The organism is Plantactinospora sp. CA-294935 (genome assembly GCF_050936445.1).
In the GTDB taxonomy this organism is placed as follows: Bacteria; Actinomycetota; Actinomycetes; order Mycobacteriales; family Micromonosporaceae; genus Plantactinospora.
Map to the genome: position 1 here is coordinate 4171126 of NZ_JBNJMU010000001.1, position 19364 is coordinate 4190489.

Annotated in this window: 15 protein-coding genes and 1 tRNA gene; 11 read left to right on the forward strand and 5 right to left on the reverse strand. The window is 72.8% G+C overall.

Annotation, left to right across the window (positions count from 1 at the left end):
• Window positions 1-76 precede the first annotated feature (76 nt).
• The gene (locus tag ACQEVC_RS18655) at window positions 77-1561 is read right to left on the reverse strand and encodes a sensor histidine kinase (RefSeq protein ID WP_432879072.1); all 1485 of its coding nucleotides are present in this window, start codon (window positions 1559-1561) and stop codon (window positions 77-79) included.
• Window positions 1562-1803: 242 nt separating this feature from the next.
• On the opposite strand from ACQEVC_RS18655, the gene ACQEVC_RS18660 reads away from it, so the two are divergent.
• Together ACQEVC_RS18660 and ACQEVC_RS18665 are read left to right on the forward strand one after the other, a co-directional pair.
• A complete protein-coding gene (locus ACQEVC_RS18660) occupies window positions 1804-2343 on the forward strand; it encodes a hypothetical protein (RefSeq protein WP_432879074.1) in 540 nt (179 codons plus the stop codon).
• 230 nt (window positions 2344-2573) lie between these two features.
• Window positions 2574-3236: a hypothetical protein gene (locus ACQEVC_RS18665; protein ID WP_432879077.1), complete on the forward strand. Its 663-nt coding sequence runs from the start codon at window positions 2574-2576 to the stop codon at window positions 3234-3236.
• Between the two features lie 83 nt (window positions 3237-3319).
• On the opposite strand, the gene ACQEVC_RS18670 is transcribed toward ACQEVC_RS18665, so the two are convergent.
• A complete protein-coding gene (locus tag ACQEVC_RS18670; protein WP_432879079.1) occupies window positions 3320-3976 on the reverse strand; it encodes a hypothetical protein in 657 nt (218 codons plus the stop codon).
• A gap of 236 nt (window positions 3977-4212) precedes the next feature.
• On the opposite strand from ACQEVC_RS18670, the gene ACQEVC_RS18675 reads away from it, so the two are divergent.
• Window positions 4213-4824 (forward strand): copper resistance CopC family protein, encoded by a 612-nt coding sequence (locus ACQEVC_RS18675; protein WP_432879082.1) that lies wholly within the window; start codon window positions 4213-4215, stop codon window positions 4822-4824.
• A gap of 197 nt (window positions 4825-5021) precedes the next feature.
• Here ACQEVC_RS18675 and gltX read toward each other — a convergent pair whose 3' ends face one another.
• A complete protein-coding gene (gene gltX / locus ACQEVC_RS18680) occupies window positions 5022-6431 on the reverse strand; it encodes a glutamate--tRNA ligase (protein ID WP_432879085.1) in 1410 nt (469 codons plus the stop codon).
• A 229-nt stretch (window positions 6432-6660) separates the two neighbouring features.
• On the opposite strand from gltX, the gene ACQEVC_RS18685 reads away from it, so the two are divergent.
• Entirely contained in the window at window positions 6661-7098 is a 438-nt protein-coding gene (locus ACQEVC_RS18685) for an SRPBCC family protein (protein ID WP_101367363.1), read from the forward strand.
• 60 nt (window positions 7099-7158) lie between these two features.
• Here ACQEVC_RS18685 and aceE read toward each other — a convergent pair whose 3' ends face one another.
• Window positions 7159-9915: a pyruvate dehydrogenase (acetyl-transferring), homodimeric type gene (gene aceE, locus ACQEVC_RS18690; protein WP_432879088.1), complete on the reverse strand. Its 2757-nt coding sequence runs from the start codon at window positions 9913-9915 to the stop codon at window positions 7159-7161.
• A gap of 188 nt (window positions 9916-10103) precedes the next feature.
• Here aceE and ACQEVC_RS18695 point away from each other — a divergent pair, with 188 nt between their 5' ends.
• Both ACQEVC_RS18695 and ACQEVC_RS18700 read left to right on the forward strand, forming a co-directional pair.
• Window positions 10104-10508 (forward strand): YjbQ family protein, encoded by a 405-nt coding sequence (locus ACQEVC_RS18695; RefSeq protein ID WP_432879090.1) that lies wholly within the window; start codon window positions 10104-10106, stop codon window positions 10506-10508.
• A gap of 116 nt (window positions 10509-10624) precedes the next feature.
• Window positions 10625-12277, forward strand: coding sequence for a mucoidy inhibitor MuiA family protein (locus tag ACQEVC_RS18700; protein ID WP_432879093.1), 1653 nt, complete (start codon window positions 10625-10627; stop codon window positions 12275-12277).
• A 186-nt stretch (window positions 12278-12463) separates the two neighbouring features.
• Here the strand turns inward: ACQEVC_RS18700 and ACQEVC_RS18705 are convergent, their stop codons facing one another.
• Complete coding sequence (locus tag ACQEVC_RS18705) at window positions 12464-14116, reverse strand: alkaline phosphatase D family protein (RefSeq protein ID WP_432879095.1); 1653 nt, start codon at window positions 14114-14116, stop codon at window positions 12464-12466.
• Window positions 14117-14473: 357 nt separating this feature from the next.
• On the opposite strand from ACQEVC_RS18705, the gene ACQEVC_RS18710 reads away from it, so the two are divergent.
• The 5 genes from ACQEVC_RS18710 (at window position 14474) to ACQEVC_RS18730 (ending at window position 19340) form a co-directional block, all read left to right on the forward strand.
• Entirely contained in the window at window positions 14474-16891 is a 2418-nt protein-coding gene (locus tag ACQEVC_RS18710; RefSeq protein ID WP_432891526.1) for a transketolase C-terminal domain-containing protein, read from the forward strand.
• A gap of 111 nt (window positions 16892-17002) precedes the next feature.
• Entirely contained in the window at window positions 17003-17440 is a 438-nt protein-coding gene (locus tag ACQEVC_RS18715; protein ID WP_432879097.1) for a DUF3052 domain-containing protein, read from the forward strand.
• A gap of 151 nt (window positions 17441-17591) precedes the next feature.
• Window positions 17592-18056, forward strand: a complete 465-nt coding sequence (locus tag ACQEVC_RS18720; RefSeq protein ID WP_432879099.1) for a peroxiredoxin — start codon at window positions 17592-17594, stop codon at window positions 18054-18056.
• Between the two features lie 122 nt (window positions 18057-18178).
• Window positions 18179-18253: transfer RNA gene (locus ACQEVC_RS18725), tRNA-Val, on the forward strand.
• A 388-nt stretch (window positions 18254-18641) separates the two neighbouring features.
• Complete coding sequence (locus tag ACQEVC_RS18730) at window positions 18642-19340, forward strand: DUF4142 domain-containing protein (protein WP_318394229.1); 699 nt, start codon at window positions 18642-18644, stop codon at window positions 19338-19340.
• The last annotated feature ends 24 nt before the right edge of the window (window positions 19341-19364 follow it).

Here is a 19364-nt window from a genome sequence, read left to right on the forward strand (position 1 = left end):
GCACCACCGGGCCGGTCGCCGCTGGCCGGGGTGCCGACGGCGGTGACGCCGCCGGCCAGGTCGTCGTCCGGCCCGGTCACGGCCGGACCGTCGGCGGCGCCACCGGCCGGCCAGCTTCCCCGGCGGAGCCGGGCGGCCCGGCGGGCTCGGGCGCAGGCCGGGTCGGCGGGCCGGAGGACTCGGCGTTCGGCAGTTCCGCGTGCACCCGCCAGCTCGATCCGCTCGGGCCGGCCTCGAACCGGCCGCCCAGCAGGGCGGCCCGTTCCCGCATCCCGATCAGTCCGGCGCCCGCACCGGGCAGGCCGGCCCCGGCACCCCGAGCCTCACCGGAGCGGTCGAGCGGGTTCTCGATGGTGAGGCTGACCGACCGGCGCTCGTGGCAGATGGTCAGGGTGGCCGGGCCGGCGCCGTGCTTGAGCGCGTTGGTGAGCGACTCCTGGACGATCCGGTACGCGGCCAGGTCCACGCCGATCGGCAGCGGGCGTACCTCGCCGGTCGTGGAGAACCGTACCGGCAGGCCGGCGTCCCGGGCCTGGCCGACCAGCCGGCCCACCTCGGCCAGCCGGGCCCGGACCGGACCGTCGACCGTGCCCAGCCGGGTCGGTCCGGCGGCGGGGAGGCTGCCGCGCCCCGGTCCTCCGCCCGGCGTCGGTCCGGCATCCGGCGGGTTCCCCCGCGCGGAACTTCCACCCCCGCCCGGCGACCGGTCCGGGATGGCCGGCCGGTGCGGGTCGCCCCCGGGCGGCACGGGCTCGACTTCGGTCGGTGGCGGCACCGACCCGGGGTCGGCCGGTTCCCGGAGCAGGCCGATCATCTGCCGCATCTCGGCGAGCCCCTGCACGCTGTTCTCCCGGATCACCCGCAGCGCCTGGTCGAGCTGGGACCGGTCCAGCCCGGAGACCGAGAGCGCCGCGGTGGCGTGGATGGCGACCGCGCTCAGGTGGTTGGCGATCACGTCGTGCAGTTCCCGGGCCATCCGGCTCCGCTCCGCCGCCACCGCCTGGCGCCGGTCGAGTTCGGCCAGCCGGGCGGTCTGCTCGGCCCGGGCCCGCTCGGCCGCGGCCTGGTCGCGGTACTGCCGGACGCTGATGCCGCTGACCACCGGCAACACTCCGATCAGCACCACCGGAATTGCCAGCCCGATGCCCTGCCAGGCCGGGGACGCCAGGAAGACCCCGGTCAGCGCGGCGACCCCGGTCAGCGCCAGGTTGACCCGGAGCAGCCGACGCCAGAGCCTCGCCGACCCGTAGACGCAGGAGTCGAAGAGCACCTGGGTGTAGACCAGGCTGGTGGCCAGCGACGATCCGTAGGCGAGGTCGACGACGATGGCGACGGTACCCAGCGCCAGGCCGAGCCGGGTCGCCACCCGGCGCAGCGCCACGGCCAGGCAGGCGAGGGCGAGGGTGCCGACGAAGAGCACCGGCGGGGCGTCCAGCAGGCCGGGATTGAGCGGGTGGTAGACCCCGAGCACCATCATCAGCAGCCCGCCCGCCAGGGACGCGGACGCCAGCGCGATGTCCCGGGCGAGGGACCCGCGCTCCAGGCTCAGCCGTGCGGTCACCCCTCGATCCCATCACACCGGCGGGCCCTTCCCGTCGGCCCCGACGACGAGGCCGCCCCGGTCAGGGTCCGTCGAAGGGTGTAGGCGTACCTCTTTCGGCGGACCCGGATCTCGGTACCGGTGCCGAGGGCACGGCCGGTCGGCCCGCCGAGACTGGTGGCAGTGACCGGGCGGCGGGCTCCAGGCAGCGTCGCCGTGCCGGAGCGGACCCGGGCGGCCGGGCGGAGGATCGGGGGTACGGGATGCTGGCGGTGATCGCCGCGGGCGAGATCGGGTTCTGGGTGCTGCTCGGTGCCGGACTGATCGCCCGCTATCCGCTCCGGATGCCCCGGCTCGGCGCGCTGCTGCTGCTCGGTACCCCGTTGATCGATCTTGTGATCCTGGTCGCCACCGTACTCGACCTGCGTCGGGGTGCCACCGCCGACTTCACGCACGGGCTGGCAGCGGCGTACCTCGGCTTCTCGGTCGCCTTCGGGCACAGCATGATCCGCTGGGCCGACCAGCGGTTCGCGTACCGGTTCGCGGGCGGGCCGCCACCCACCAGACCGCCCAGCGGCGGCTGGGCCCGGGCCCGGTACGAGTGGCGGGAGTGGGCAAAGGGGCTGCTGGGCTGGTTCGTCGCCTGCGGGCTGCTCGGCCTCGGCGTCCTCATGGTCGGCGACCCGGACCGCACCGCCGAACTGCTGGCCTGGATCGTGCGGTTGACCGTGGCGATCGTAATCTGGCTCGTCGCCTTCCCGCTCTGGGCGACCGTCTTTCCGAAGCCCGCCGGGCAGGAGTGACCACCGGCCGTGTCCCGCCGGCCGGAGGTTGACCAGTTCGTGACCTGGATCTTCCGCACTGCGGAATGCTGCAGTTTCTCGCCACGGCGGCGTCGAACTCGTCGTCGGAGACCAGTACGGTGACATGGTCCCGGTGATGCGCTTTCCCGCACTGGCTCACCGTCAACCGTGTGGGTGCCACCGCACGCCGGGGCGACCGCCCACCCGGCGGCGAGTGTGAGGAGGCCTGGATGGCGCATGACGCCGAGCGTGGCTGTTCGGAGGACGAGCCGGACTCGTTGCTTGGCGATCGTGGGCCGCTGCCCCCGCTCGGCCCGGTCGGACGGTTCCGCTGGGTCTGCGGCGCCAGTGCGGGGCTTCCGGCAGGTCCGCTCGACGGCCCGGCGCCCGGCCGCCCCGGCGCCGAACCGGTGGTCGCCGGGCTCCCGGACGGCCTCGACGATCCGCGATCGGCCGCGGATCCGGTCGACCCGTCCGGTGTGTCCCGCCCGGCGGCGAGGACAGCGGCCCGGCCAGCCGGGCCGGCGGCAGCGGACGACCAGGCCGGGATGTGCCGGCCCACGGATCCGGGGGAGGGCGCCGTGCTGGCGTCCGACCCGGGCGGTGCGGAGCACTCCCTGACCGACCCGGGGCGGGTGGGCGACCGGTCGAGGCTGGTTCCTCGGCCCCGCCCGGGCGAGCCGGACGGCGAGGTCCAGGACCGGCCCGCCCACGCCAGCACCTCGACGGGCAGCCCGGACGGGTCGGCGGAGACGCCGATCGAGCCGGTCGGCCGGCGTACCCCGGGTTGCCAGACCGATCTGCCGGGCTGGGCCGGGGCGCACCGGCACGGCGCGGTACGCCCGTCGCGGCGTTCCGTCCGGCGCGACCGCCCGCCGCGCCGCTGGTGCTGACCGCTGCCCGTCGGGCCCTGCCCCGTGGTCGGGGCCGGCCGGTCCGGACCGGATGCTTCCCGGGCGCTGGCTGGCCGGTCGGGTCAGCGGGTGCGGCGCCGGACCAGCAGTGCGATGCCGGCGAGCCCCAGGGTGATGGCGAGCAGCACGGCACCGTTGAGCAGCATCAACTGCCGCAGATCGCCGAGCAGCCGGTCGACGTCCTTGCCGGTGCCGATCGCGTCGTCCGGGATCACCCGTTCGCCACCGCCGACCCCGCCGCCGTGCAGGCTGCTGACGTTCTGCTCGGGCAGCGGCACGCCGGCCGCCATCAGGGTTTCGGCCATGGTCAGCCGGCCGAAGAACCAAGCCGCGCCGGGCCGGCTCTTGTCCGGCTGCCGGGCCGGTCGATAGACCCGCGGCCCGCCCTTGGCCAGCGGGTACAGGTCGTACGACTGCTGGGCGGCGTTGCCGACGTGCACCACGACGGTGTATTTCGGACCCAGGTCGGCGGCCTTCAACCCACGGGTGTTGCCGCCGCCGGTCTTCAGGAAGCCCACCTGGTCGACGAGCGCGGCGAAGAGTTCCGGCTTGTCCTGGGCCTGGACGGTCAGCGGGGCCGACAGGTCCTTGCCGCTGATCACGACCGACGTCGGCTTGGCCGGCTTCGCCTGGGCGGCGCCCGCGATCCCGAGCCAACTCGCCGCAGCGATCAACAGCGTCGCCACGCCGACAAGTCGACGACTCACCTCTCCGGCCATCGCCGACCTCCTCGCCCCGTCTCAATGGTGGCCATGATGCAGGTCACGCGCTGGTTGGTCGGTGGAGCGCACGGCACTGTCCGGGATGGACCTGCCGTACTCACTACAAAGACTCCGCAGAACGCCGCTCGGTTGCACCTGGACGAGCAGTTATTGGAACTATCTGCGATCTAGGGTCGACTAAGGTGGCGAGCCATTGATCAGTTGGGCGAAATCGTAGCGGGACGGAGGCGATCATGGGGGCCCGGGTCACCCGTGTCGGAACACTGGTGCTGAGCGTCGTGCTGGTGGCGCTGAGCGTACTGCTGCCGGCCGGTCCCGCCGCCGCGCACAACTCGCTGACCAGCAGCGATCCCCGTAACGGCGCCCGGCTCGGCAAGGCGCCGGCCAGCGTACGGCTGACCTTCCTGAACAAGCTCGACCCGCGTACCACGCGGGTCACGGTAACCGGCCCGGACAACGTCGACGCGGCGGCGGGTAAGCCCGCCTTCGCCGGCTCCCGGGTGACCGTGCCGGTCCGGCCGGGCGCCGCCGGGCTCTACATCGTCCAGTACCAGGTCGCGTCCGGCGACGGGCACCCGGTGAAGGGGGAGGTCCGGTTCACCCTCACCGTGGGGACCATCCCGACCGCCTCGCCGTCGGCCGCCGCGCCGACCCCGGTCGCCCCGGCCAGCTCGGCGCCGGCCACCGCGCCGCCGGCCGCGGCCGGACCACTGACCCCGGCCGCCGACCCGGGTGGACCGGCGTGGTGGCCGTGGGTCCTCGGTGCCGTACTGGTGCTGGCCGCGCTGGCCGGCGGACTGCTGCTCCGGCGCCGCAGTTCGAGCCGATCCGGTTCCGCGAACTGACCGTTGCGCCACTGCACCGGGCCGGTGGTCCGGACGGCGTCGACAGGGCGGCGGGCGGACCCGATGCCGAACGGCCGACGGAACCGTCCGCTCGGCCGGGACCGCCGCGCCGAAGGCCGGACCGACGGCCGGCCAGGTGCGGCCGGACCGACGGCCGGCCAGGTGCGGCCGGACAGGTGCGGCCGGACAGGTGCCGGTCAGACCAGTCGGAGCCGGGCCGCGCGGAGTCGGGTGAGGGTACGCTCCCGGCCGAGTACGGCCAGCGACTCGAAGAGCGGCAGCCCGACGCTGCGCCCCGTCACGGCCACCCGGACCGGCGCCTGTGCCTTGCCGAGCTTCAGCCCCCGGCGGGCACCGACCTCCTCCAGGGTCGCCTTCAGCGGCTCCGCCGCCCACTCCGGCAGGGCCTCGAAGGCGGCGATCGTCTCGTCCAGCAGGTCGGCGGAGCCCTCCTTCATGCTCTTCGCCCAGGCCGCCTCGTCGACCAGCGGCGAGTCCAGGAAGAGGAAGTCGACGTTCGGCACGATCTCGCTGAGTACCGCGATCCGGGTCTGGGCCAGCGGCGCCACCGCGGCGAACGCGGCCGGGTCGAACTCGGCCGGCTGCCAGGGCGGCGGGGCGATGGTCTCGGTACCGGTCAGCCAGGGCTGGCAGGCCGCGACGAACTCGTCGACCGGCAGCGCCCGGATGTACTCGCCGTTGAACGCCCGCAGCTTCTTCTCGTCGAAGAACGCCGGTGACGGGTTCACCTCGGCCAGCCGGAACTCGGACTCGATCACCGACCACGGCACGATCTCCCGGTCGCCGGAGGGCGCCCAGCCGAGCAGCATCAGGTAGTTGCGCATCGCGTCGGCGAGGTAGCCCTCGTCCCGGTACGCCTCCAGGGCCACCTTGTCGCGCCGCTTGGAGAGCTTCTGCCGCTTCTCGTTGACCACCACCGGCACGTGGGCCCAGATCGGCGGCTTGACCCCGAGCGCGTCCCAGAGGAGCTGCTGCTTGGGCGTGTTCGGCAGGTGCTCCTCGGCCCGGATCACGTGCGTGATGCCCATCGTGAGGTCGTCCACGACGTTGGCCAGCAGGAAGACCGCCGAGCCGTCGCCCCGGGCGATCACGAAATCCTCGATCAGCTTGTTCTCGAAGGTGGGCTCGCCGCGGACCAGGTCGACCACCACGGTCTCGCCCTCGTCCGGGGTACGGAACCGCAGCGCCCGCCCCGGCCCCGGCTCCAGGCCGCGGTCCCGGCAGAAGCCGTCGTAGCCCTGGTACTGCGAGCCGGTGCGGGCCTGGATCGCCTCCCGGGTGCAGTCGCAGTAGTACGCCCGGCCGGCGGTGTGGAGCCGGGTCGCGGCGTTGCGGTGCTCGCCCGCGTTCGCGGACTGGAAGTGCGGTCCCTCGTAGCTGCCCCGGGCGATCCCGATCCAGTCCAGTGCGGAGAGGATCCCCTCGGTCCATTCCGGCCGGTTGCGGGCCGCGTCGGTGTCCTCGATCCGCAGCACGAAAACGCCGCCCTGCTGCTTCGCGAAGATCCAGTTCTGTAGGGCCGAGCGGGCGCCGCCGACGTGGAACATTCCAGTCGGGGAAGGGGCGAAGCGTACGCGTACCGTCACGGTCTCCAGCCTACGCACGCCCCCGGGGCGCTCCGCCACCAGGTTTCCCGGCTGTCCGTTCCGGTGCGGCGATCGCGGCGAGTCGCCCCTACGGGCCGGGCGCCCCGGGTCGGCGAATTCCACCGGGGTAGTTTCTTCCGGCGTGTCGATAGCCAATCGTCCGGTTTCGTCCTTAATCGTGAATAAGCTGCCAATGGTCACGGGTTGTCCGCAATGGAGGCGACTGAGGATGATGCTCATCGAACGCAGCACGCGGGTCTCCGCACCGATCGAGGCGGTGTGGGACCTGGTCCAGCGGGCTGAACACCTGCCGGGCTGGCTGGCCGGGGTACGCCAGGCGGAGGTGCTCTCCGGGGAGGGGATCGGCCGCCGTCAGCGGGTACACGCGGCGGGCCGGGCGCTGGACGCCGAGGTGATCGCGTATCAGGAGCCGACCCTGATCGCGTGGCGCGAGCGGGCCGAGGGCTCGGGCGCGCGGGCCGAGGCACGCACCGAGGTCTACGTCGAACTCGCACCGGAGGAGGACGGCACCTCGGTACGCCTGATCATGGTCCGCTGGCCCGCCGGCCCGGTCAGCGGGGCGCTGCTGCGCTGGGGGATGCGTCGGGTGGGTGCCGACCTCGAGGGCTCGCTCGCCCGGCTCACCGGGTTGGCCACGGTCGGCTGAGGGGCGGGTCGTCGCGGTGGCGACGTCCCGCCCCTCAGGTCGCGGATCAGCGGTGGACGGTCAGGAGTCCCCGCCGGTCTCGCCCACCGGGGCCGCCGCGATGTCGTCGATCGAGTACTTCTTCGCGGCCTCGGCCGGCACCGACGGCGGCACCACGCCGCGCCGCGCCAACTGGCGCAGCGCCGCGACGGTCACCGACTCGGCGTCGACGTGGAAGTGCCGGCGCAGCGCGTGCCGGGTGTCCGAGAGCCCGAAACCGTCGGTGCCGAGCGAGGTGTAGTCGCCGGGGATCCACCGCGAGATCAGGTCGGGTACCGCGCGCATCCAGTCGCTGACCGCCACCACCGGTCCGTCGGCGTCGGCCAGCTTGCGCTGGATGTACGGCACCCGCGGCTCGTCGCCCGGGTGCAGGAGGTTGTACTCCTCGCACTCCACCGCGTCCCGGCGCAGCTCGGTCCAGGAGGTGACCGACCAGACGTCCGCCGCCACGCCCCAGTCCTGGGCCAGCAGGTGCTGGGCCTTCAGCGCCCACTGCATGCCGGTGCCGGAGGCGAGGATGTTGGCCCGGGGCGCGTCGCCGCCGTCCGCGCCGCTGACCGGGGGAGCCGGCGAGTACCGGTAGATCCCCTTGAGCAGCCCCTCCACGTCGACGTTCTCCGGCTCGGCCGGCTGGAGGATCGGCTCGTTGTAGACGGTCAGGTAGTAGAAGACGTTCTCCGGCCGCTCGCCGTACATCCGGTGCAGGCCGTTCTCGAAGATGTACGCGATCTCGAACGCGAACGCCGGGTCGTACGCCACCACGGCCGGGTTGGTCGCGGCGATCAGGTGCGAGTGGCCGTCCTCGTGTTGCAGGCCCTCACCGTTCAGCGTGGTCCGGCCGGCGGTGGCGCCGAGCACGAAGCCCCGGGCCATCTGGTCGGCGGCCGCCCAGAACGCGTCGCCGGTGCGCTGGAAGCCGAACATCGAGTAGAAGATGTACAGCGGGATCATCGGCTCGCCGTGCGTGGCGTACGCCGAACCGGCGGCGGTGAACGAGGCCACCGAACCCGCCTCGTTGATCCCCTCGTGCAGGATCTGCCCGGTGATCGCCTCCTTGTACGACAGGAACAGCTCCCGGTCCACCGAGGTGTACTTCTGGCCGTGCGGCGAGTAGATCTTCTGGGTCGGGAAGAGCGAGTCCATCCCGAAGGTCCGCGCCTCGTCCGGGATGATCGGCACGAACCGCTTGCCGAACTCCCGGTCCTTCATCACGTCCTTGAGCAGCCGGACGAACGCCATGGTGGTGGCGATCTTCTGCTTGCCGGAGCCCTTCTTGACGTCGGCGAACCGCTCCTTGCCCGGCACGGGCAGCGGTGCCCACTCGGTACGCCGGCTCGGCAGGTAGCCGCCGAGCTGCTGCCGGCGCTCGCGAAGGTACTCCATCTCCTCGGACTTCTCGCCCGGGTGGTAGTACGGCGGCAGGTAGGGGTTGCTCTCCAGCGCCTCGTCCGGGATGTCCAGGTAGAGGCGGTCCCGGAAGCTCTTCAGGTCGTCCAGGGTGAGCTTCTTCATCTGGTGCGTGGCGTTGCGGGCCTCGAAGCTCGACCCCAGCGTCCAACCCTTGATCGTCTTGGCCAGGATCACCGTCGGCTGGCCGGTGTGCTCGACCGCCGCCTTGTACGCCGCGTAGAGCTTGCGGTAGTCGTGCCCGCCCCGCTTGAGGTTCCAGATCTCGTCGTCGGAGAGCCCCTCGACCATCTTGCGGGTACGCGGGTCACGGCCGAAGAAGTGCTCCCGGACGTACGCCCCGGACTCCGCCTTGTAGGTCTGGTAGTCGCCGTCCGGCGTGGTGTTCATCAGGTTGACCAGCGCACCGTCGGTGTCCGCGGCGAGCAGCGGGTCCCACTCCCGGCCCCAGACCACCTTGATCACGTTCCAGCCGGCGCCCCGGAAGAACGCCTCCAGCTCCTGGATCACCTTGCCGTTGCCCCGCACCGGCCCGTCCAGGCGCTGCAGGTTGCAGTTGATCACGAAGGTGAGGTTGTCCAGCTCCTCGCGGGCGGCCGCGCCGATCGCGCCGAGCGACTCCACCTCGTCCATCTCGCCGTCGCCGAGGAACGCCCATACGTGCTGGTCGGAGGTGTCCTTGATGCCCCGGTGCTGCAGGTAGCGGTTGAACCGGGCCTGGTAGATCGCGTTGATCCCGCCGAGCCCCATCGAGACGGTGGGGAACTCCCAGAAGTCCGGCATCAGCCGCGGGTGCGGGTACGACGGCAGCCCGCCGCCCGGGTGCGACAGCTCCTGCCGGAAGCCGTCGAGCTGGTCCTCGGTCAGCCGCCCCTCCATGAACGCCCGGGCGTACATGCCGGGGGAGCCGTGGCCCTGGTAGAAGATCTGGTCGCCGCCGCCCGGGTGGTTCTTGCCCCGGAAGAAGTGGTTGAACCCGACCTCGTAGAGCGACGCCGAGCTGGCGTAGGTGGAGATGTGCCCACCGACGCCGATCTCCGGCCGCTGCGCCCGGTGCACCAGCATCGCGGCGTTCCACCGGATGTACGCCCGGATCCGCCGCTCGATGTGTTCGTCCCCCGGGAACCAGGGTTCCTGCTCCGGCGGGATGGTGTTGATGTAGTCGGTGGTGGTCAGGGGCGGCACCCCGACCTGGCGCTCCCTGGCCCGCTCCAGCAGGCGCAGCATGACGTACCGGGCGCGTTTGGCGCCGCGCTCGTCGATGACACCGTCGAGTGACTCGACCCACTCGCTGGTTTCTTCGGGGTCGATGTCCGGAAGCTGGCTCGGCAGGCCGTCGCTGATCACCGGGCGCTTGCGTTCCGTGGCCACAGGCGTTCCCTAGGTTGTGTGTGGGATAGGTCTCTAGCGCCATCCTGCCCCCTCATGCCTGGCTCCGTCACGTCTAGACCCGGCAGAGGCGATGCGCGACACAGGTACCAGGCGGTAACTTTCCGGCAACGCGGCGTTCTTCGCCCCCGAAATTCAAGATCGGCTCGGCGGTCCGGAAGACTGGGGGAATGCAGAGCGAGGTGATCACCATCCGGACCGGATCCCGCCCCGTGGTCCGGGACATCACCCGGGAGGCCGAGCGGTTCCTCTCCGGTCGGGGCGACGGGCTGCTGCACGTCTTCGTGCCGCACGCCACCGCCGGCCTGGCGATCATCGAGACCGGAGCCGGTTCCGACGACGACCTGCTGACCGCGCTGGACGAGCTGCTCCCGACCGACGACCGCTGGCGGCACCGGCACGGTTCACCGGGGCACGGCCGGGACCACGTCCTCCCCGCCTTCCTGCCGCCGTACGCCACGCTGCCGGTGCTGGACGGCCGGCTCGCGCTCGGCACCTGGCAGTCGATCTGCCTGGTCGACCCGAACGGCGACAACAGCACCCGCCAGGTCCGGTTCTCCTTCCTGCCCGGCTGACCAGGGTTTCCTGCGCGTCGGTGAGGCCCCTTCGGCGGCAGCCCGGGCGCGATCGGGTCGGGGCGGCTGGCGGCCGAGGGAGCCCGGTGTGGCGGCGGATCGGTAGCCTCGCGCGAATGACGCCATCCCGAATCGACGCGCCGATCGTCGCCGTAACGGTCTATCCGGACCGGGCCCGGGTGACCCGCCGGACGGATCTCCGGCTGCCGCCCGGGGAACACCGGATCCGGATCGGGCCACTGCCGCTCGGCCTGCTCCGCGACTCGCTGCGGGTCGGCGGGCGCGGCCCGGCGACCGTACTCGGAGTGGACGTGTCGACCGAGGTGCTGCCCCGGGCCACCGAGGGGACCGCCGCCGAACTGACCGAGCGGCGTCGCGGGATCACCGCCGAACTGGCCGAACTGGCCGACGCCGAAGCCGTCGAGGGGCAGCGCGCCGACTTCCTGGCGCTGCTCACCCAGCGGGCCGGTGCCAGCTACGCCCGGGCGCTCGCCGCCGGCGAGGCCACCCCGGGTGACGTCGCCGGCTTCACCGACTCGGTGGCCGAGCAGACCGCCGCCGGCCAGGCCCGGCGGCGGGAGCTGGCCCGCCGCCAGGAGGAGGCCCGGGAACGGCTGGCCGCGGTCGAGCGGGAGATCGCCGCGCTGTCCGGCCGACGGTCCCCGGACCGGCTGGCCGCCGAGGTGACCCTGCGGATCGAGCCGGACGGGCAGGCCGAGCCGACTGCACCGGAGCCGTCCGCCGAGGTCCAGCTCGAGCTGTCGTACGTGGTGGAGGGCGCGGGCTGGACCTCCTCGTACGACCTGCGGCTGGTCGACGAGACCCTGACGCTCACCTGGTTCGGGCTGGTCAGCCAGCGGACCGGCGAGGACTGGCCGGAGTGTGCGCTGCTGCTCTCCACCGCCCGCCCGGCGACCGGCACCGAGCTGCCGGAGCTGGAACCGTGGTACCTGCGCCAGGCGGAGCCGACGGTCTGGATGGAGCAGGAGGGCGGCTGGGGCGGCGGGCCGGTCCGGGCGAGGGCGGCCGGCGGGCCGCTGCCGCCCGGCGGGATGCCGGCAGCGGGCGCCGCCGGTCAGACGCAGTCGTTCGGCGCCGCCCCCCGCCCACCCGCGCCGGTGGCGCAGCCCACCGCCACCCTCACCCAGGGGGCGCAGGCCGCCACCTACGAGCCGGCCCGCCCGGTGGCCGTACCGGCGGACGGGGGCGCACACCGGGCCGTCGTCGCCGTACTGGAACTGGCGGCCCGGCTCGACCACGTCACCGCGCCGGTGCGTACCCCCGGGGTGCACCTGCGGGCCACCGCCGTCAACGGCTCCGAACACACCCTGCTCCCCGGGCCGGCGTCGGTGTTCCACGGCGGCGACTTCGTCGGCGGTACGACGCTGCCGACCTGGGCGCCGGGCGAGGAGGTCGAGGTGGCGCTCGGGCTCGACGACCGGATTCGGGTGAAGCGGGAGCTGGTGCGGCGCAGCGACACCAAGGCCACCCTGGGCTCGACCCGGCGCCGGGAGGTCGAGTACCGGATCACCCTGGCCAACCACACGCCCCGACCGGCCCGGCTGACGGTGCGCGACCAGCTCCCGGTCTCGCAGAGCGACGGGATCACGGTCCGGGAGCTGCGGCTCGACCCGCCGCCGGACGAGCGGGCCGCGCTCGGCGAGCTGATCTGGCGGGTGGAGCTGCCGCCGGGCGGGTCCCGGGAGATCGTCACCGGGCTCCGGGTGGAGCTGGCCAAGGGGGTCGAACTGCTCGGCTGGCGCGATTAGCGCGTCGTCCTGCCCGCCCCGTCGGGTCCGAGCAAGGCGAAGACGCTGCCCACCGGATCGGGAGTAGCGCCGGCAAACGCGCGGGCGGCCGGCGGCGGGCGGTCCTGGCCGGCCCGGACCCGAACCGGGCCGGCCAGGAACCTGGTCGACCCGGCGGGACCATCTCGGGTCGATGCGGTGCGGGTCTCAGGGCCGCAGGTTCTCCCGGGCCGCGGTCTCGGCCGCCTGGTCGGCCAGGGACCGGGCGGTGGCGGTGGCCGGGTCGACCGGCCGGTCGTACGTCTGGTGCAGCCCCGGCACCCGGTCCTCGACCACGAACGACGCCCGGGTGTAGGCCGGCGCGCCCGCCGTGGTGACGTGCGGCAGCACCTTGAAGTCGGCCCGCATCTCCCGCTCGGTGAACCGGGTCAGCACGTAGCCGCGCTGGTTGTTGTGGAACTTCAGGTGCGGGTTGTGCGGGAAGTACGGGTGGCTGCCGGTCACCGAGTCGGCGCCGTTGCCGCCCGAGGTGATCGACGAGCAGACCAGCTCGCTGCCGACCGTCCGCGAGGTCGGGTCGTCGTAGTCGAGCTTGAGGTCGGTGGCCCAGTGCGCGTGCACGTCGCCGGTCAACACGATGGTGTTGCGGACCTTCGCCTCCACCCAGCCCCGGGTGATCCGGTCCCGGGAGCCGACGTACCCGTCCCAGCTGTCCATCGAGGCGAACCTGGCCGGGCCGGCGTCGGTGTCCCGCTGGCCGAAGAAGACCTGCTGGCCGAGGACGTCCCAGCGGGCGTCGGAGCGGCGGAACCCGTCGATCAGCCAGCGCTCCTGCTCGGCACCGGTGATCGAGCGGGCCGGGTCGAGCGCTGCCGGGCAGTCCTTCGTGCCGTCGCCGCAGGCCTGGTCGTCGCGGTACTGCCGGGTGTCGAGCATGTGGAAGTTGGCCAGCCGACCCCAGCGGATCCGCCGGTAGAGCTGCAGGTCGATGCCGTTCGGGATCGAGGTGCGGCGCAGCGGCATGTTCTCGTAGTACGCCTGGAACGCCGCCGCCCGGCGGGCCAGGAAGTCCGGCTGCGGGATGTCCGGCCGCTCGTGGACCTCGTCGGCCCAGTTGTTGTCCAGCTCGTGGTCGTCCCAGACCACCACCCAGGGCGCGACCTGGTGTGCGGCCTGCAGGTCCGGGTCGGTCTTGTACTGCGCGTGCCGCTGCCGGTAGTTCGCCAGCGTGACCGTCTCCGGCCCCTCGTGGTCGCGCGGGTTGCCGCCCGGGATGGTGTAGCTGTCCTTGGTGTACTCGTACTGGTAGTCGCCGAGGTGCAGGACCAGGTCCGGGTGCTCCTCGGCGAGCCGCCGGTACGCGGTGAAGTAGCCGTGCTCGAACTGCGAGCAGGAGGCGAAGGCCATCAGCAGCTTCCCGCCACTGGCCCAGGCCGCCGGGGCGGTACGGGTCCGGCCGACCGGCGAGGTGTGCCGCTCGGCGTGGAACCGGTAGAAGTACTCGCGCCCCGGTTGCAGCCCGTTCAGCTCGACGTGCACGGTGTGCCCGGACTGCGGGCGGGCCACCGCCGTGCCCCGGCGTACCACGTGCCGGAACCGCTCGTCGGCGGCGAGTTCCCAGCGCACCGGCACGGTCCGATTCGGCATGCCGCCCAGACCGTCGGAGGCCAGCGGGGTCGGTGCGAGCCGGGTCCAGAGCACGAAGCCGTCGGAGTCCGGGTCGCCGGAGGCGACGCCGAGGGTGAAGGGGTCGGCGGCCAGCGGTCGGGCGGCAGCGGCCGCGCTGGGCAGGCCGGTCACCGCGCCGGCGGCCCCGACCGCGGCGCCGGTGAGCAGGAGGGTACGGCGGGACAGAGCCATCGAGATCTCCCAAGATCCGGCGGACAGGCTCTGAGCAGCCTGGCGAGCACCGGTTCATCGGGCCGATCGTCCCGATAACGCCCTGTCGAACAAGAAGTGAAGCGAAGGGGGCGGCTTGCCCGGTTCAGACCGTGAGGTGAGTTCCGCCCTTTCGGTCGAGACCGTTGTCCCGGGTACCGGAAAGGGGATGTGCCCGGGCGTGGTTGCGCCCGGCCGACCTGCGGGTCGTCCTGGACGCCACCGGCGGTTGTGACGTGTCTGAGTGGTCAGGGGTGGCCGGCGTCGGTAATGCTGTCGGACGTGACCACCCCCCAAGATCTCGACGAACGGTTCCGGGAGGCGGTCGGCGCCATCGAGGTGTCGGCGTCCGGGCGCACGGCCGAGGATCCGGTCCGGGACGGCGGCACGCTCGACGGCCGGACGGCCCTGGAGCTGTTCGACGCCCAACTGGTCAGCCGGCATCTTGATCTCGCGGCTCGCTGGCTGCGCAGCTTCGGCGAGGGGTTCTACACCATCGGCTCCTCCGGGCACGAGGGCAACGCCGCGGTGGCGCTCGCGGTCCGGCCGACCGATCCGGCCCTGCTGCACTACCGGTCCGGCGCGTTCTACTGTGCCCGGGTCGCCCAGGCCGAGGCCGAGGGCTCCGCTGCCCGGGCCGAGCCCCCCGACGGTGCGGCGCACCGGGTCGGGGTCGCCGAACGGGTGGCCGAGGCGATGCGCGGTCAGGACGGCAACGGCAACTCCGGCGACCGTGGGGACGACGACGCCGACGACGGGGCCGTCGCACCGGAGGCGGTCCTCGACGCCGCCCGGGACGTGCTGCGCGGGGTGGTGGCCTCCGCCGACGAGCCGATCGCCGGTGGCCGGCACAAGGTCTTCGGCAACGCGGACGTCGCCGTCGTACCGACCACCTCCACCATCGCCTCGCACCTGCCCCGGGCGGTCGGGATCGGCTTCGCCATCGAACGGCTGCGCCGGCTCGGCGACGGCCGGGGGCGGCCGACCGGTCGACGGGCGGCCGGCGGTGCGGCCTGGCAGCGCGGCGAGGCCGAGTCGGCCTGGCCGAGCGACGCCATCGTGGTCTGCTCGTTCGGCGACGCCTCGGTCAACCACGCCACCGCCGTCGCCGCGTTCAACACCGCCGGCTGGTGCGACCACACCGGACTGCGTATCCCGGTGCTCTTCGTCTGCGAGGACAACGGGCTCGGCATCAGCGTGAAGTCGCCGGACGGCTGGGTGGCGCAGACCCTGCGGGCCAAGCCGGGGATCCGGTACTTCTCGGCGGACGGCTGCGACCTGGTCGAGACGTACGACGTGGCGGTCGAGGCGGCCGCCTGGGTGCGCCGGTACCGCCGGCCCGCCGTACTGCACCTGTCCACGGTGCGGCTGATGGGGCACGCCGGGGCGGACGCCGAGATCGGGTACCGCAGCGCCGCCGAGATCGCCCGGGACGTGGCCCGGGATCCGGTGGTGGCCACCGCCCGGTTGCTCGCCGAGGCGGGCCTGGGCACCCCCGAGGAGCTGATCGCCCGCTACGACGAGGTCGGCTGGCAGGTCCGCAAGGTCGCCGAGGAGGTGCTCGGCGAGCGCAAGCTGGACAGCGCGGCGGACATCGTGGCGCCGCTGGCGCCGAGGCGCCCGGTCCGGGTCGCCCGGGCGATCACCGACGCCGCCGGCCGGGCCGCCGGGCCGGGCGCCGCCGCCCGCGGCGCCGCCTTCGACGGCAAGCTGCCGGAGCAGGCCGGCCCGCTCACCCTGGCCCAGACCATCAACGCCGCGCTCGCCGACGGGCTGCTCGACTATCCGAGCATGACCGTCTTCGGCGAGGACGTGGCGGCCAAGGGCGGGGTGTACGGGGTCACCAAGGGCCTGCGGGAGCGGTTCGGCGCCCCCCGGGTCTTCGACACGCTGCTGGACGAGACCTCGATCCTCGGGCTCGGTCTCGGCGCCGGGCTGAGCGGGATGCTGCCGGTGCCCGAGATCCAGTACCTGGCGTACCTGCACAACGCCGAGGACCAGCTCCGGGGCGAGGCGGCGACGATGCAGTACTTCTCCCGGGGCGCCTACCGCAACCCGATGGTGGCCCGGATCGCCGGGCTGGCCTACCAGGACGGGTTCGGCGGGCACTTCCACAACGACAACTCGCTGGCCGTACTCCGGGACGTTCCGGGGCTGGTGCTCGCGGTGCCGGCCCGGGCCGACGACGCCGCCCCGATGCTGCGCTCCTGCCTGGCCAGCGCGGCGGTCGACGGCAGCGTCTGCGTCTTCCTGGAGCCGATCGCGCTCTACCACACCCGGGACCTGCACGCCGAGGGCGACGGGGAGTGGCTCGCGCCCTACCTCGGGCCGGGTGGCTGGACGGCCAGCCACGTCCCGATCGGCCGGGGCCGGGTGTACGGCGTCGGCTCGGCGGAGGACGTCACGATCATCACGTTCGGTAATGGTGTTCGGATGTCCCTGCGGGCCGCCGCCAAGCTGGCCGAGGAGGACGTCGGCGTCCGGGTGCTGGATCTGCGCTGGCTGGCTCCGCTGCCGGTGGCGGACATCATCCGGGAGGCCCAGGCGACCGGCCGGGTGCTGGTCGTGGACGAGACACGCCGGTCCGGCGGGGTCGGTGAGGGAGTGGTGGCGGCGTTGGTCGATGCCGGTTTTGTCGGATCTGCCCGTAGGGTAGCTTCTATCGATACCTTTGTCCCGTTGGGTCCGGCCGCACGTCACGTACTGGTCTCCGAAGAGGCCATTACCCAGGGTGCCCGAACGCTGCTGGCACGGTAAATTCCCTTCGACTCGGTGCGCCACTTGCGCGCGACGGGACAACTGTGTGGACTTTGCGTCATCGGCGTCGCACGGATGCCGCTGGCAGTGGAGATGAGGAGGCACGTGACAGTGAGCGCGACCGCTGGTCAGGCCGCCGACGGCGTACGGAGTCTGGCGGACCGGTTCGGCATCGAGCCGGGGATGGTCGTCATGGAGATGGGCTACGACGACGACGTCGACCAGGATCTCCGGGACGCCCTGACCGATCGCTGCGGAGAGCTGGTGGACGAGGACACCGACGAGGTCGTGGACTCGGTGCTGCTCTGGTACCGGGACGGCGACGGTGACCTGTTCGAGATGCTCGTCGACGCCCTCGGCCCGCTGGCTGACAACGGTGTGGTGTGGCTGTTGACGCCCAAGGCCGGGCGGGAGGGCCACGTCGAGCCGAGCGAGATCAGCGAGACGGCGGTCACCGCCGGCCTCCAGCAGACGTCGACCGTCAACGCCGGCAAGGACTGGAGCGGCGCGCGACTGGTCCTCCGCCGTGGTGCCAAGGCGAAGAAGTAGCCCCGGGCCGCGACACGGGTGCCGTCCCGCCCCGGACGGTGCTCGTGGCCAGACCCGCCCCGGACGGTGCTCCCGGTGGGCACCCGTACCAGACGTACCGGCCGATCCCGCATGATCAGCCGGTCGGTGCCGCACGACCAGGGAGGACCGCATGCCGATCGACGTCGGCGCCCAGGCGCCGGACTTCGTGCTGAAGGACCAGAACAACCAGCGGGTGCGCCTGACCGACCTGCGGGGTCGGCGGGTGGTGCTGCTCGTCTTCTATCCGCTGGCGTTCACCGGCACCTGTCAGGGTGAGCTGGCCGAGCTGCGGGACAACCTCGACGAATACCAGAACGACGACGTGCAGGTGCTGACGGTCAGCGTCGACTCGGTGTACGCGCACAAGGTCTGGGCCGACCGGGAGGGCTACCAGTTCCCGATGCTGGCCGACTTCTGGCCGCACGGGGCGGTGGCGAAGGCGTACGGCGTCTTCAACGAGACGGCGGGGTTCGCCGACCGGGGCACCTTCGTGATCGACAAAACCGGTACGGTGCGCTTCGCCGAGTGCAACGGGCCCGGTGAGCGGCGCGACCAGGCGGGTTGGCGCAAGGCCCTGGCCGCGGCGCGAGCCTGAGCCCGGCACCGGAGCCGAGCGGGGCGCCCGCCGTCGCGGACATCCGGATCGGCGAACTGGGTGGAGCGGGTGCCGGGGCGGCAGGGTAAGCTTGCCGCCGCCGGTAGGCCGTCAGGCGCTCCGGGCGCGTAGCTCAGTGGGAGAGCACTCGCCTTACAAGCGAGGGGTCGCAGGTTCGAAACCTGCCGCGCCCACCACCGATCCGTCTCCACCTCGCCCGAGGTCTCACCTGCTGTCAACGCCGGGTTGCCGATCGTGGTCGACCGGCCCGAATCCCGGTGTGCCGCGGATCGGCCGGAATCCCAGTGCGCTGCCGATCGGCGAGCGCACCGACGGGCGTCCCGAACCCCCGAACCAGAACCGCAGGTCTTCCCGTACCCGTGGCTCCGCCGCCACCGGGGTCGCCGCTACCCGCCGGTATAGGTTTCCTTTAAATGTGGCCTAAGCTTCGCTCTCCTCGGGCATCCGAGATTGACTCATAAGCGCGCACCGCAATACCGTCCTGGCCGACAACTCCATTGCCACTCTGGCGCCGCTTTCTGGGAGGTTGAGTACGTGGCCACGGCCCGATCTGCGGTAAAGGCAATGCGCCGGACGGCTGCTCTGCTGGCTGGCCTGGTCGTCGGACTGCTCGTGCTGCCTGGGGCGGCGATCGCCGCCCCGGCCGGGCCGACCCAGCTCGGCGCCGCCGACATAGCCCTGTTCAACGGGGTACGGCTGGCCGGGCTCTGGGAGATGCCGGCCGGGAAGATGGCGGCCGAGAAGGGTGACAGTGCCCGGGTCCGGGAGATCGGGGCCGAGATCGCCAACCAGCACGTGGAACTGGACCAGCTCACCGTCGAGGCGGCGAACAAGCTCGGCGTCCAGTTGCCCACCGACCCGACAGCCCAGCAGAAGGGCTGGCTCGACGAGATGACGAACGCCTCCGGGGCGCGGTTCGACCGGATCTTCGTGGACCGGCTGCGGGCGGCGCACGGCGCGATCTTCCCGGTCATCGGGGCGGTCCGGGCCGGGACCCGGAACGAGACCGTACGCAAGCTCGCCGAGCAGGCCAACGGCTTCGTGCAGACCCACATGACCCTGCTGGAGAGCACCGGCCTGGTGCGCTACGCCGAACTTCCCCCGGTAGTGGTGCCCGTCCCGCAGGACAACTCGCTGGCCGCCAACGCCAAGGCGAACGCGGAGTTCGGCACCGGCCTGAACACCACGGTCATCTGGGCGGTACTGCTCGGTGCGCTGGCCCTGGGCGGCATCGCCACGGTCCGGGTGTTCCGGGGCAAGTAGCGGACCGGTCGGCGCGGGGTCGGG